At 28.2% G+C, this 13,849-nt stretch carries 11 protein-coding genes; 7 read left to right on the forward strand and 4 right to left on the reverse strand.

What is annotated here, in order from left to right:
• Positions 1-45: 45 nt before the first annotated feature.
• The 3 genes from nhaD to CCANL266_RS03080 are packed head-to-tail and all read left to right on the forward strand — an operon-like array spanning position 46 to position 3,570.
• Positions 46-1,341 (forward strand): sodium:proton antiporter NhaD, encoded by a 1,296-nt coding sequence (nhaD, locus tag CCANL266_RS03070; RefSeq protein WP_172231178.1) that lies wholly within the window; start codon positions 46-48, stop codon positions 1,339-1,341.
• Between the two features lie 14 nt (positions 1,342-1,355).
• Positions 1,356-2,891, forward strand: coding sequence for a glutamine-hydrolyzing GMP synthase (guaA, locus tag CCANL266_RS03075; RefSeq protein ID WP_172231181.1), 1,536 nt, complete (start codon positions 1,356-1,358; stop codon positions 2,889-2,891).
• A 49-nt stretch (positions 2,892-2,940) separates the two neighbouring features.
• Entirely contained in the window at positions 2,941-3,570 is a 630-nt protein-coding gene (locus CCANL266_RS03080) for a GyrI-like domain-containing protein (RefSeq protein ID WP_172231184.1), read from the forward strand.
• Positions 3,571-4,634: 1,064 nt separating this feature from the next.
• On the opposite strand, the gene CCANL266_RS03085 is transcribed toward CCANL266_RS03080, so the two are convergent.
• The 4 genes from CCANL266_RS03085 to mqnE form a co-directional block, all read right to left on the reverse strand.
• Positions 4,635-5,021: an HIT family protein gene (locus tag CCANL266_RS03085; protein ID WP_216657301.1), complete on the reverse strand. Its 387-nt coding sequence runs from the start codon at positions 5,019-5,021 to the stop codon at positions 4,635-4,637.
• A gap of 49 nt (positions 5,022-5,070) precedes the next feature.
• Positions 5,071-5,511, reverse strand: coding sequence for a phosphoribosyltransferase (locus CCANL266_RS03090; RefSeq protein ID WP_172231187.1), 441 nt, complete (start codon positions 5,509-5,511; stop codon positions 5,071-5,073).
• 15 nt (positions 5,512-5,526) lie between these two features.
• Positions 5,527-6,858 carry an NCS2 family permease gene (locus CCANL266_RS03095; RefSeq protein WP_172231190.1) on the reverse strand — a complete coding sequence of 444 codons (1,332 nt, stop codon included), beginning with the start codon at positions 6,856-6,858 and terminating at the stop codon, positions 5,527-5,529.
• Positions 6,859-6,966: 108 nt separating this feature from the next.
• On the reverse strand, positions 6,967-8,025 hold the full coding sequence (gene mqnE / locus CCANL266_RS03100; protein ID WP_172231193.1) for an aminofutalosine synthase MqnE: 1,059 nt from the start codon (positions 8,023-8,025) through the stop codon (positions 6,967-6,969).
• Positions 8,026-8,187: 162 nt separating this feature from the next.
• Between mqnE and glmS the strand changes: the two genes are divergently transcribed.
• The 4 genes from glmS to CCANL266_RS03120 all read left to right on the forward strand — a co-directional run bounded on the left by glmS (position 8,188) and on the right by CCANL266_RS03120 (position 13,820).
• Positions 8,188-9,960, forward strand: coding sequence for a glutamine--fructose-6-phosphate transaminase (isomerizing) (gene glmS, locus CCANL266_RS03105; protein WP_172231196.1), 1,773 nt, complete (start codon positions 8,188-8,190; stop codon positions 9,958-9,960).
• Positions 9,961-10,053: 93 nt separating this feature from the next.
• On the forward strand, positions 10,054-11,055 hold the full coding sequence (locus CCANL266_RS03110) for a c-type cytochrome (protein WP_172231199.1): 1,002 nt from the start codon (positions 10,054-10,056) through the stop codon (positions 11,053-11,055).
• Between the two features lie 84 nt (positions 11,056-11,139).
• Positions 11,140-12,852: a DNA primase gene (gene dnaG / locus CCANL266_RS03115; protein ID WP_172231202.1), complete on the forward strand. Its 1,713-nt coding sequence runs from the start codon at positions 11,140-11,142 to the stop codon at positions 12,850-12,852.
• Positions 12,852-13,820, forward strand: coding sequence for an ATP-binding protein (locus tag CCANL266_RS03120; protein ID WP_172231205.1), 969 nt, complete (start codon positions 12,852-12,854; stop codon positions 13,818-13,820). The genes dnaG and CCANL266_RS03120 overlap by 1 nt, the downstream gene beginning before the upstream one ends.
• Positions 13,821-13,849: the final 29 nt, after the last annotated feature.

Raw genomic sequence — 13,849 nt, forward strand, 5'->3', positions numbered from 1 at the left:
AATACCATTTATTGATAATAATTTAAGTGATTTAAAGGAGAACTAATGCAGCTTACTTTTACTTGGGCAGGGATTGCTTGTTTAATAATATTCATTATTGGATATTATTTTATTGCAGCTGAAGATAAGTACCATTTAAATAAGACAAAACCAGCTATTTTTATCGGTACGCTAATGTTTATAATCTTAGGTGCTTATTTATTTTTAAATAATCAAGATTTAAAGCTATTAGAAGAAGAGGTAAAGTCTTTAATTGAAGAAATAGCAGAAATAATATTTTTCTTAATGGTTGCTATGACTTATATTGAAGCATTAATAGAAAGAAATGTGTTTAATGCTTTAAAATATAAATTAGTAAGTAAAGGTTATACCTATCGTAAATTATTTTGGCTTACAGGGCTTTTAGCGTTTTTTATTTCTCCGGTTGCAGACAATCTAACAACGGCTTTAATACTTTCAACAGTGCTTTTAACGATTGATAATAAAACTCCAAATTTTTTAGTTCCAGGTGCAATAAATATAGTAGTAGCAGCTAATGCAGGTGGTGCTTTTTCTCCTTTTGGAGATATTACAACTCTTATGGTATGGACGGCTAATAAAAGCCCATTTATAGACTTTTTTGCATTATTCCCTGCAGCTTTTTTAGGTTGGCTTGTAAATGCTTATTTATTAAGTCGTTTTGTGCCTAATATAGCTCCTAGTTTTGATGCAAGCAAGCAAAAAGAAGAAAAAATTTATGAAGGTGGAAAATTAGTAATATTTTTAGGAATTTTTACAATTTTTTGTGCTGTAATAATGCATTCTTTATTTGAATTACCAGCTATGTGGGGTATGATTTTTGGCTTATCTTTACTTAGTTTATGGACATATTTTTATAATAGAAAAAAAGGAAAAAAAGATATAAATGTGTTTTTTTATATGAGTAAAATAGAAATGGATACATTATTATTTTTCTTTGGAATTTTAGCTGCGGTTGGGGCTTTACATTTTGCAGGTTGGTTAAATTATGCTGCAAAATTATACGATATTGCAGGTGCTAGTGTAAGCAATATTGGGGTAGGCTTTTTAAGTGCTATTGTTGATAATGTGCCTGTTATGAGTGCTGTTTTAAAGGCTAATCCTAATATGAATATGGATGAATGGTTGCTTGTAACATTAACTGCAGGAATAGGTGGCTCATTAATATCATTTGGTTCTGCAGCAGGAGTTGGAGTAATGGGAAAAATGCGTGGAATTTACACTTTTAGCTCACATATGAAATATGCTTGGACAATTTTAGTTGGTTATATTATATCCGTTATTGTTTGGTGGTTACAATTTGAATATTTTGATTTTTATTGAAAGGATTTAATTTTATGGAAAAAGCCGATATTTTAGTGCTTGACTTTGGCTCTCAATATACACAGCTTATCGCAAGACGCTTAAGAGAGCAAGGCGTTTATGCTCTTATTTTACCATTTAATATAAGTGCAAAAGAGATTAAAAATTATGATGCAAAGGGGATTATTTTAAGTGGTGGTCCTGCAAGCGTTTATGCAAACGACGCTTATTTTTGTGATAAAGAAATATTTAATTTAGGTTTGCCTATTTTAGGAATTTGTTATGGTATGCAGCTAATTGCTCATCATTTTGGAGCTAGTGTTGTTGCAGCTTCGCATAAAGAATATGGAAAAGCAAAAATTAATGTTAAATACGATTGTGCTTTATTTAATAATTTACCTAAATCTCAAGTTGTTTGGATGAGCCATTCTGATAGAGTTGAGAATTTACCAGAAGGTTTTATAACAACAGCAATTAGCGAAAATAGCCCATTTTGTGCCATTGCAAACGAAGAAAAAAAGATTTATGCACTACAATTTCATCCAGAAGTTCAACATAGTGAGTTTGGAAAAAATATCTTAAAGAATTTTGCAAAATTTGCTTGCAATTGTGAAAGTGTATGGAATATGGGTTCTTTTGCAAAAACTCAAATCGCAAAAATTAAAGAACAAGTAGGAGATAAAAAGGTTTTATGTGCTATTAGCGGTGGAGTTGATAGCTCTGTGGTAGCTGCTTTACTTGCTAGCTCTATTAAAGAGCAAACTATTTTAGTCTTTGTTGATACAGGATTATTAAGAAAGAATGAAAAAGAGCAAGTAGAAAATGCTTTAAAATTAAAATTTGGTATAGAATTAAATACGATTGATGCAAGAGAAATCTTTTTAACTAAGTTAAAAGGTGTAATTGACCCTGAACAAAAAAGAAAGATTATTGGTAATACTTTCATAGAAATCTTTGAAGAATTTGCAAAAAAACAAAGTGGTGTTGAGTTTTTAGCACAAGGAACTTTATATACTGACATTATTGAAAGTAGTGTAGCAGGAAGTTCTAAGACAATTAAATCTCATCATAATGTTGGCGGTTTGCCTGAAAAAATGAATTTAAAATTAGTTGAACCTTTAAAAGAAATTTTTAAAGATGAGGTAAGATTATTAGGTCTTGAACTTGGACTTAGTAAAGATTTAGTGTATCGTCATCCATTCCCTGGTCCAGGACTTGCGATTAGAATTATGGGCGAAGTAAATGAAGAAAGCTTAAATATCTTAAAAGAAGCGGATGATATCTTTATTCAAGAACTTAAAGCAAATGGATATTATGATAAAACTTGGCAAGCATTTTGTGTATTATTAAATGTAAAAAGCGTTGGAGTTATGGGAGATAATAGAACTTACGATAATGCAATCGCTCTTCGTGCTGTTGATGCTAGTGATGGTATGACAGCAACATTTTCACACTTGCCTTATGAATTGCTTGAAAATGTAAGCCGCAGAATAATAAATGAAGTACAAGGTATTAACCGTGTGGTTTATGATATTTCAAGTAAGCCACCTGCAACTATTGAATGGGAGTAATATTTTAAAGAATGGTTAAAATACCATTCTTTATTTTTGGAGATTAAAAATGGCATTTGATTTTAAGAAAGCTTATAAAGAATTCTATCAAGCAAAAAAAATACAAATTTTAAATATCCCACCTATAAATTATGTAGCCGTTCGTGGTAAAGGCGACCCAAATGAGCCTAACGGAGCTTATCAAAAAGCAATTTCTAAGTTATATGCTATATCTTATACGCTTAAAATGAGCTACAAGAGTGATTATAAAATTAAAAACTTTTTTGAATATGTTGTTCCTCCACTTGAAGGATTTTGGTGGCAAGATAATTTAAGTGATGTTGATTATTCTAAAAAGTATGAGTTTAATTTTATTAGCCTTATTAGATTGCCAGATTTTATAAGCGAAGATGATTTTAAGTGGGCTGTTAAAACTGCGTCGCAAAAGAAAAAGATTGATTGTTCATTGGTGGAGTTTTTAAATATCAATGAAGGGCTTTGCGTTCAAACGATGCACATTGGTTCATACGATGAAGAGCCGCAAACAATTTTAAAGATGAAAGAATTTACTAATATTAATGGCTATGAGTTTGATGTAAATAATGTTAGAAAACACCATGAAATTTATTTAAGCGACCCTAGAAAAGTAGCAAAAGAAAAGCTAAAAACAATTATTAGAATTCCTATAAAAGCTAAATGATTTTAAATCAGTAAATTTCTAGGAATTTTTTATTTTATTTGAATATTTTGTAAAAAATGTAAAGATAATAAGTAAAAAAATAAAAATATATTTGTATGTTATACTCTAAAAATTATAAAACTTATTCTAACAATTTTTACTTAGTTATGAATTTTTAGCTTTATTGCAGCCTTAATTTTTAGATAAATTACAAACAATAGAATATTTATGCTAAATAATATTATTTTATAAACACTTTATAAAACTTTTAAAAGAATTTTAAAAGCTAAAGAATGCTCTTTTAAAATACTCAATAATACATCATAATATTTTAAAATTTCACTTTCTAAATTAATGTTTTATTCGTGAAGGCATTTTACTTTATGTTGTGTTAGCTTCTTTTATTTCATCTTGCTTGGTTAAAAGATAGTGTTTTTAGGAAGTGTTTAAAATGTAAATAGCCTTGATTAAAACACAAATCTTTAGAAAGTATCATAATTTAAACATTATTTTAAATATTTGCTTTTGTATTTTCAAAAAAACATATATTATCATTTAAGTTTTTTAACTTAGAGGCATTTATAAAATAACTTAAATTAATATCTAAAATTTTTGTAATGAAAGGCAAAATATGTTTTAAGCTTTTAAAAATAGCTAAAAACAAAATCTAAAAGTAATTTTACCAATAACTAGTACTCTTATTTTTAAATTTATTTGTAAATTTAGATATTTATAAGAAGTTGGTGTTTAATGCAAGTTTTAAACCTTAGTAAGAAAAGTTTAAGAACATTAAATAAAGCAAAGAAAATTAACTAAAAATAACATAAGTAAAATAAAGCTAGATTTAAACAAATAAGATTTTTTAAAAATAGCAAAAAGTTTATAATTTGAAAAATAGCTTTTAACTACTTCATTTATTTAAAATAATATTATTAAGATTAATGTTTTATTTTTGAGTGATTTTGGTAAAAGTTTTTAAGCCTTTAATTATATTTAAGTTTAACATCTACAAAGCTAAGCTATATTTATTGATTTTGATTTATGTAAATAATTAATTTGCAAAATAAATTAGCCAATTTATAATTTTATTGAGGTGAAGTTTGGCTAAATGTTTTTAATTTTTCTTTTAAAATATTGCAAAATTCATCAATATTTTTAGTGTAATCTTTTAAAATATCACTTTGCTTTTTTCCCCACATACATTCAGGATAAAAGCCATCATCACTAAATCTAGCCATTATATGCCAGTGTGCTTGTGTTAAGTAGTTTGCAAATGAAGCGTGATTAATCTTAGTAGGTTTAAAAAAATCAATCATTTCTTTTTCAATAAAAATAGCAAGATTAAAAATATGCTTGCTTACTTGTATATTATCGCTAAGTTCTTTTTGTTTTTCTTTTGCATAAATAATTAGCCAAGGAATATTAGAATCATTAAGTTTAATATAGCAAAAATTATCTTCATAAATATTCATTATTTTCCTTTAATAAGTATTAAGCAAAAAGCTTAATACTTGTGGTGTTTTATACTTCGTAATCCCAAAAGAATTCAATCCATTCTTTTGCTTCTTTTATATAAAAATCAGGTTGAATAATAGCTGTTTTTTTATTAAAAATTACAGCCATTTTTACTTCTAGTGATGGATAAAGTCTTTTTATTTCCTTACTTATTGCATCAAGACTTTCTCCGCTATCAACGATATCATCAATTAATAAAACTTTTTTGTGTTTGCTTAAATCTGGGATATTGCTTATTAAAATTGTATCAAGCTTTGTTTGCCCATCATAATGAATACTATTTAAACTATAAGCAGCACGGCTTTTTAAAGCAGTTGCTAAAGCGTGAGTTAGTGTTAATCCACCTCTTGCAATGCCTACGAAAGCATCAGGGTTAAATTCTTCTTTGATTTTTTTTGCAAATGGCAAAATATCATCGTTAAATTCACTAAAAGTATATTTATACATATTTTTCCTTTAATTTTAAAATTTAATAAATTGTAATAAAAACACAGCAAGGCAAATTATAGTAATTACAATTATACCTTTGTTTAATTTGTCAAATTCTTTGCGTAAAAGTCTTACTAATACATAAGAAATAAAACCAAAAGCAATACCAGTTGTAATAGAATATGTAAATGGCATCATAATTACAACAAAAAATGTTGCAACACAGTTTGCAGGGTCTTTAAAATCTACTCTGCTAACTTCCATAAACATTAAAATACCAACCATAATTAAAATAGGGTATATTGCATTTGCAGGTATAGCTTTAAAAAATGGAACAAAGAAAATACATAAGCAAAATAATAAAGCCACAAAAATACTTGTAAGCCCAGTTCTACCACCAGCTTCAATACCAGCAGTACTCTCAACAAAGGCAGTAGCAGTGCTAGTACCAATAACAGCTCCAACGCAAGTTCCAGCAGCATCAGCTATCATTGTTTTACCTAGTTTTTTATCTCCTTCTTTTTCTTCGCTTTTATTTTCAAATAAATTCCCACGAAGACCAGCACCGGTAATAGTACCAATGCTATCAAATAATTGAGTTACAAAAAGTGTCATAATAGCAGGTAAAATAGCAATTTTTAATGCAGCAAATATATCTAGTTTTGCAAAAATACTCATTAAACCATGCTCACTTGAAAAATCAGGTAGAGCTATAAAATTTTCAGGTAATTTAGCATCGTTAATTCCAAAAGCCCAAGCAATCACAGAGCCTATTAAAACTGCTAAAATAAAACCAGCACGCACATTCCAAGCCCAAAAGCAAACTATTAAAAACAATACAAATAAAGCAAATTGAACATTTGCATCAGCAAAATTTCCAATTTTTATCAATGTTACAGGGTCAGCTTGAATAATATGCGCTTGATTCATACCCATAAATGCTAAAAAACAACCAATACCAGCAGAAATTGCCTTCCTAAAATCTTCAGGTATGCTTTTTAGTATAAAAACACGAAAATTCGTAAAAGATAATACTAAAAAGATGAAACCACTAATAAATACAGCACCCAAAGCAGTTGGCCAAGGAATGTTTTGTCCTAAGCACATTGAATATGTGAAAAATACATTAAGCCCCATACCAGTACTCATAGCAATCGGAGTATTGGCAAATAAGCCAACCATAGCAGTTGTAATAATGGTTACAAGTGTTGTAGCAATAATTAATGCATCATAGCTCATTCCAGTAGCGCTTAAAATGCTTGCGTTAGTTGGAACGATATAAAGCATTGATAAAAAAATCGCCATTGCGGCGTTAAACTCGGTTTTTACATTTGTTTTGTTTTCTTTTAATTTAAAAAAATCCATAAATTTCCTTTAAAACATCAATCCCGCTTAAAGCAACTAAAAACTAAAAAATCAAATGCCAAATAATATTTATTTTTAAACCATATATTTTCCTTGTGTTGAGATGAATTAATATTCTTTAATTTCATTGTATAAGCTATCTCTTTCAATTGCTCTTAAATTAGAGCTTTTAATATTTTCAACAAAATCATTTAAGCTTAAGCCATTTTTAGATGCTGCTCCACCAGCACTTTGAATGCTTTCTTTTTCTATTGTTCCATCTAAATCGTTTGCTCCATATTCTTGAGCAACCATAGCAAGATTTAATCCTAATGTCGCCCAATAAGCTTTAATATTTGCAACATTATCTAAAATTATTCTAGCTATTGCTATTGTTTTTAAAATTTCCACACTTCCAAGTGGTGCTAAATTTTTTAAAAAAGAATTATCTTTTTGCCAAAGAAGAGGTATAAAAGCATTAAATCCACCACTAATATCTTGTTGTTTTCTAATTCTTAGCATATGTTCAATTCTGTGTTCTTGTTTTTCAATATGCCCAAAAAGCATTGTGGCGTTAGATTTTTTTCCTTTTTTATGCCAAAGTCCGTGAATGTGTAGCCATTCATCACTTTTAACCTTATCTTTGCAAAGTTTATTTCTAATTTCTTCATTAAAAATTTCAGCCCCACCACCAGGCATAGAATCAACTTTATATTCAAGCATTTTATCAATTACAGCGTTAAAATCTCCGTTAAAATATGTTTTTGCAATAAAATTAATTTCTGCTGCAGTCATTGCTTTTATATGTATTTGTGGGTATTTATCTTTAATCTTTTTAAAAATTTCAAAATACCATTGCCAACCACCTTTTTTATTGTGAGCTGAAACAATGTGAATTTCTTTTGTACCATTTTTTACAGTATTATCAACAATTTGCATAATTTCTTCATGTGTTAAATGATAAGGGTTAGGATTAAATTTATTAGCGCTAAAAGCACAAAATGCACAAGAATCAACGCACATATTAGTTGGATTTATATGGCGGTTACAATTAAAATAAACCTTATTTGAGTGTAATTTTTGTCTAATTTTATTTGCGTAAAAACCTAAAGTATGTAAATCTAAATCGTATAATTTATAACAATCTTCATCACTTAGGCGTTCATTGTTGTTTAATTTTTCTAACATCTTTCTTCCTTAAAGTGTGCAATTATATTTACATTTTTGTAACAAATTGTAAAACAAAAAATATAAATTAATTTTAAGATATCAATAAAATATTTTTTTTAAACTTTGTTTAAAAATTGCTAGTATATTTTAATTTTATTTATTTTAATAAAAAGGTTTATAATGTGCGGAATAGTAGGATATTTAGGAAATAAAGAAAAAAAAGAAATAATATTAAATGGTTTAAAAGAGTTAGAATATAGAGGTTATGATAGTGCAGGAATGGCAATTTTATGCAATGACGAATTAAAATTTTATAAAAAAGCAGGAAAATTGCAAAATCTAAGTGATTTTATGAATGATTTAAGTTTTAAAGAGCTTGGCGTTGCAATAGGTCATACAAGATGGGCAACTCACGGCAAACCAGATGATATCAATTCGCATCCACATTATGGCGAATTTTCTTGTGTTATTCATAATGGTATTATAGAAAATTATAAAGAATTAAAAGAAGAATTAAAAAATGTTAATTTTAATAGCCAAACAGATACAGAAGTAATAGTTCATCTATTTGAAGAATATACAAAAAAATTTGATGTTTATACAGCCTTTAGTGAGGTTGTAAAAAAATTACAAGGAGCTTATGCTATTTTATTAATTACAAAAAAAGCTAAAAATACTATATTTTTTGCAAAAAATAATGCACCTTTAATAATCGCTAAAGGGGATAACGATAAAGAATTTTATCTTGCTTCTTGTGATGCACCTTTAGTTGGAATTAGTAAAGAAGTAGCCTATTTAAACGATGGTGATTACGGTTATATCAGTGAAGATAAAATTACTTTATTAAATGGAAAAATTGAATTTAAACAGCTTTCATCAGATAGACAAAGCGCACAAAAAGATGGTTTTTCTACCTTTATGGAAAAAGAAATTTATGAGCAAGCTCAAATAGTAAAAAATGTGATTTTAGGAAGAATTAAAAATGATAAAATATGTTTTGATGAATTAAGCAGCTTGGAAAATAATTTTTCAAAAATCATTATTTGTGCGTGTGGTACTAGCTATCACGCTGCTTTAGCTAGTGCTTATTTATTTGAAAGAGAAGCAAAGATTGAAGTTAGAATTGAAATTGCTAGTGAATTTAGATACAAAGATGCTTATTTAGATAAAAATGCCTTATTTATTTGTATATCTCAAAGTGGGGAAACAGCTGATACTCTTGAAGCTTTAAAGATTGCTAAAGAAAATAATCTTAAAACCTTAGCCTTATGCAATGTTGATAATTCTAGCATTGCAAGACTTGCTGATTATTGTGTTTTAATTCGTGCTGGTATTGAAAAAAGCGTAGCAAGTACGAAGGCTTTTTGTGCTCAAATGGTTAATTTATGGCTTTTATCTTTATATTTTAATAAAAATGAAAAAAGAGCTTTAAAAGACGAAATTTTTGTTTTAAAAAATCTTGATTTAAGTGTAAATAAAACTCAACACGAAAAAATAAAAAGACTTAGTAAAAGATATTTACATGGGCATGGGTTTTTCTTTATTTCAAGAGATATTTTTTATCCACTAGCTCTTGAAGCTTCACTAAAATTAAAAGAAATTTCATATTTACACGCAGAAGGCTATGCAGCAGGAGAGATGAAACACGGACCAATCGCTTTAGCTGATAGCGAATTATTTTGTGTTGCATTTATGCCAAAAAATATGCTTTATGAAAAAACAAAGAGTAATGTTTTAGAATTAAGCGCTAGGGATGCAAATATTTTAGTTATTTCACCTATTGAATTTGATATGGCAGATGATTTCATAAAAACAAAAGATTGCAATCATTATATGATTGAATTTTTTGAAATGATGGTAATTATGCAGCTTTTTGCATTAGAAATTGCAAATAAAGTGGGTGCAAATGTAGATATGCCAAGAAATTTAGCAAAAAGTGTTACTGTTGAGTAAAATTGTAACAAAATAAAAAAATAAATTCTTTTTTAATTTTTATTTAATAAATTAAGTCTTATATTAAAAAATATTTATTAAAAAGGAGAAAATATGAAAAAGAATTTACTCGTTTTGTGCCTAGCAAGCACCTGTTTATTTGCAATTCAACCGCAAGTAAATAAAATTAAAAGTCAAACAGGTATTAAGCCTTTAGAAGTTGATTGGTTTGTGCCAGAGGCGATTGAGGATGATGGGTATATTGATGAAAGTAAATTACCAAAAGATTCAAAATATATTCAAGCAGTTGTTTATGGTAACAAAATTATGAATGAAACAGCTTATATTATAGGACCACAAGCAAAAGATGAAAAAATGCGTTATGCAGGAAATAATCTTTCTTGTAGTTCTTGCCATGCAAAAGGCGGAACTATTCCATACGAAGCAGGTTATGTTGGAATACATGCAAGATTTCCACAATATTTAGCAAGGGGCGATGTTGTCGCTACTATTGAAAATAGAATTAATGGTTGTATGGAGCGTAGTATGAACGGTAAGCCTTTACCGATTAATTCTAAAGAAATGAAGGCTATGGTTACTTATTTTCACTTTTTATCTCAAGGAGTGCCAGTTGGAGCAAATGTTAAAGGGCAGGGCTTGGGTAAAGTTGCAACACTAACAAGAAAAGCAGATATCAATAAAGGTAAGGTAATTTATGAAGAGCAATGTGTTGCTTGTCATGGAGAAAATGGAGAAGGCTTAAAAAATGATGAGCAAAAAGGTGGATATTATATTTATCCTGCATTATGGGGAAATGATAGCTACAATACAGGTGCTGGGATGTATCGCTTAATAAAAGCAGCTCAATATATAAAACATAATATGCCAAAAGATGCAGCAAATTTAAGCGATGAAGAAGCGTATGATGTAGCAGCTTACATTAATTCTCAACCTCGTCCAATCAAAAAAGATAGACAAAAAGATTTTCCAGATAGAAGAACAAAACCGCTTGATATGGATGTAGGGCCTTATGATGATGATTTTAGCACAGACCAACACAGATACGGACCTTATGATATTATGAAAAATGTTAGTAAAGAGCCTATTGTAAAATAAAGAAAATCCTACTTTTTAGTAGGATTTTATTGCTTTGAAACATATTTTTTTTATACTATTTGTAATTTATTGTAAGGATTTGTTTTGAGCAATATTAATAAATTAAAAGAAATTATCAATATAAAAGATGTAATAAGTAATTATATTCAAGTTATTAGCAAAGGTCATAATAGTGTTTGTGTATGCCCTTTTCATGCTGATAAAAACCCTAGTATGCAAATTAGCGAAGAAAAAGGATTATTTCATTGTTTTGGCTGCGGTGCTAGTGGAGATGCTTTTAGCTTTGTGCAAAAATATAAAAATGTAGATTTTTTAGAAGCTTTAAAAGAAATTGCTGCTATGTATAATTTTAATCTTGATATGAATAAAAATACCCCTAGAATTCAAAATGAAGCCTTAGTAGTTTTAAACGAATATTATGTAAATGAGCTTAATGTAAGAACTCAAATGCTAAATTATTTAACTTCTCGTAAAATTAATAGAGATTTAAGGGTTAAATTTTGTTTAGGTTATGCACCAAGCACTAAAGACACAAAAAGAATTTTACAAAAAGCAAATATAAGCGAAGAACAAGCTTTTAAACAAGGGGTTTTAAAAAAATCAGAACATGGTTATTTTGCGTCTTTTATTGAAAGAATAACCTTTCCAATTTATGATGCAAACGGTGTTTTAATAGCATTTGGAGCAAGGACGCTAAATGCAGACAATCCTGCAAAATATGTAAATTCTCCTGCTTCAAAATTATTTAATAAAAAAGAAATCTTTTACGCTTATCATCTTGCAAAAAGTAGTATAAATAAAGAAAAAAAGATAATAATTTGCGAAGGATATATGGATGTAATTAGCTTACACGCAGCAGGATTTACTTATGCTGTAGCGGTTTTAGGTACAGCGCTTACAGCTTATCATTTAAGATTAATTAAAAAAGATTGCTTTGTTCAGCTTTGCTTTGATAAAGATAACGCAGGGCAAAATGCTGCTTTTAAATCAGCATTATTATTTACTCAAAATAATTATAACGGCGAGGTAATTACCTTAAAAGAGTTTAAAGACCCAGCAGAATTTGTTGAAAATGATAAAATCCTATCTTTGCATAAAGAGTTTAAAACAGGGCAAAATTTAATTAGTTTTTGTATTGAATATATTTTTAAAAATTCTTTAAAACTTGCATCAATGCAAGATTTTGCCTTAATGAAATTTGAACCATTTGCTATAAAAGAAGCTTATGCTTTAGTGCTAGATTACACAAAAAAATTAGAACCTTATTTAGCAAGCGAGCATTTAAGTATGTTTTGTAAAAAATATAATTTAAATTATGAATTGTTAAATAACATAAAAATTCCAAAAGTACTTGCAAAAGCAAATACAAAGTTAAGTTCAGTTGAAGCTTGTGTTTTGTATTTTTTAGCAATTTCAAAAACAGATTTAAATGAATTAATTATAAAGGATAATTTCACTCAAAAAAATTTAATTGAGAAAATATGCAATTTAGAATTTTCAGACCCTATGCTTTTAGATTTTGTAAATAATGCACATTATAGTTGGAAAATTAATGATATGTGTGCTTTTTTATGTAATTTAGCAGTTTTATATAAAAATAATAGCGACCTAGTAAAACAAATATTATTTAAAGAATTTATAAATGCTTTAAACATCAATACAAGCATAATTTACAGTAAAGAAAAATTATTTACTGCTTATAAAATATTTTTAGATATTTTGCATTTTTCAAATAGCTATGAAGATGAAAAAAATATAATAAGAATGCAAATAAAAAAATTAGGAGAAGATAAATAATGAAAGCCTTAGCCTTATTTAGTGGCGGACTTGATAGTATGCTTTCTATTGCAACTATCGTAAAGCAAAATATAGAAGTAGAAGCCTTATTTTTTTACACAGGTTTTGGACCTAGCAATTTTGAATTATTAGAAAAAAGAGCAAAAATGGCTGGAGCTAGTTTTAGTGTAGTAGATATTACAAATTCATATTTGCAAGAAGTGCTTTTTAATCCAAAATACGGTTATGGCAAGGCTATAAATCCTTGTATTGATTGCCATGCTTTTATGTTTAAGTGTGCTTTGATGATGCTTAAAGAAAAAAATGCTTCTTTTGTGATAAGCGGAGAAGTTTTAGGGCAAAGACCAATGAGTCAAAGAAGCAGTGCTTTAAAGAGTGTAAAGAATTTAAGTGGAGATGAAAATAATCTTATTTTAAGACCACTTAGCGCTAAATTACTTGAAGAGAGCATACCAGAAAGCAAAGGCTGGGTTGATAGAAACAAATTATTAGATTTTAGCGGTAGAAGTAGAACAAGGCAAATGCAACTTGCAAAAGAGTATGGCTTTAACGATTATGAAAGCCCTGCAGGTGGGTGTTTATTAACCTTACAAGCTTACAAAAATAAAATTCTTGATTTTAATAAATACGATAGCTTAAAAGCAAGTGATATTGCTATGCTTAAACTAGGTAGGCATTTAAGATTGCCTAATGGAGCTAAGATGGTTATTTCTCGTAATGAAGAAGAAGGTAATAAAATGCTTGAAGCAAAAAAAGATACTAATTTAATAGAAATTTTTACAAATAAATTAGGAGCTATTTCTTTGCTTAGTAAAGATGCTTGCAAGGAAGATATTTTACTTGCTTGTTCTTTAGCCTTAGCATATTCAAAAAATACTGATATAGAAAATGAGTGTTTGTTTAACGAACAAAAATATATTTGCAAAGCAGCAAATAAAGAAGAAGCTAGTAAATATTTTATAGTTTAAGAAAAATTGGAACACATTTTGCTATTTTA

The sequence above is a fragment of the Campylobacter canadensis genome (genome assembly GCF_013177655.1).
Classification (GTDB): domain Bacteria; phylum Campylobacterota; class Campylobacteria; order Campylobacterales; family Campylobacteraceae; genus Campylobacter_E; species Campylobacter_E canadensis.

Bases quoted from the DNA above. Each gene is read 5' to 3' on its own strand.
- nhaD (WP_172231178.1), top strand. From the start codon at position 46: ATGCAGCTTACTTTTACTTGGGCAGGGATTGCTTGTTTAATAATATTC.
- guaA (WP_172231181.1), top strand. From the start codon at position 1,356: ATGGAAAAAGCCGATATTTTAGTGCTTGACTTTGGCTCTCAATATACA.
- CCANL266_RS03080 (WP_172231184.1), top strand. From the start codon at position 2,941: ATGGCATTTGATTTTAAGAAAGCTTATAAAGAATTCTATCAAGCAAAA.
- CCANL266_RS03085 (WP_216657301.1), bottom strand. From the start codon at position 5,021: ATGAATATTTATGAAGATAATTTTTGCTATATTAAACTTAATGATTCT.
- CCANL266_RS03090 (WP_172231187.1), bottom strand. From the start codon at position 5,511: ATGTATAAATATACTTTTAGTGAATTTAACGATGATATTTTGCCATTT.
- CCANL266_RS03095 (WP_172231190.1), bottom strand. From the start codon at position 6,858: ATGGATTTTTTTAAATTAAAAGAAAACAAAACAAATGTAAAAACCGAG.
- mqnE (WP_172231193.1), bottom strand. From the start codon at position 8,025: ATGTTAGAAAAATTAAACAACAATGAACGCCTAAGTGATGAAGATTGT.
- glmS (WP_172231196.1), top strand. From the start codon at position 8,188: ATGTGCGGAATAGTAGGATATTTAGGAAATAAAGAAAAAAAAGAAATA.
- CCANL266_RS03110 (WP_172231199.1), top strand. From the start codon at position 10,054: ATGAAAAAGAATTTACTCGTTTTGTGCCTAGCAAGCACCTGTTTATTT.
- CCANL266_RS03120 (WP_172231205.1), top strand. From the start codon at position 12,852: ATGAAAGCCTTAGCCTTATTTAGTGGCGGACTTGATAGTATGCTTTCT.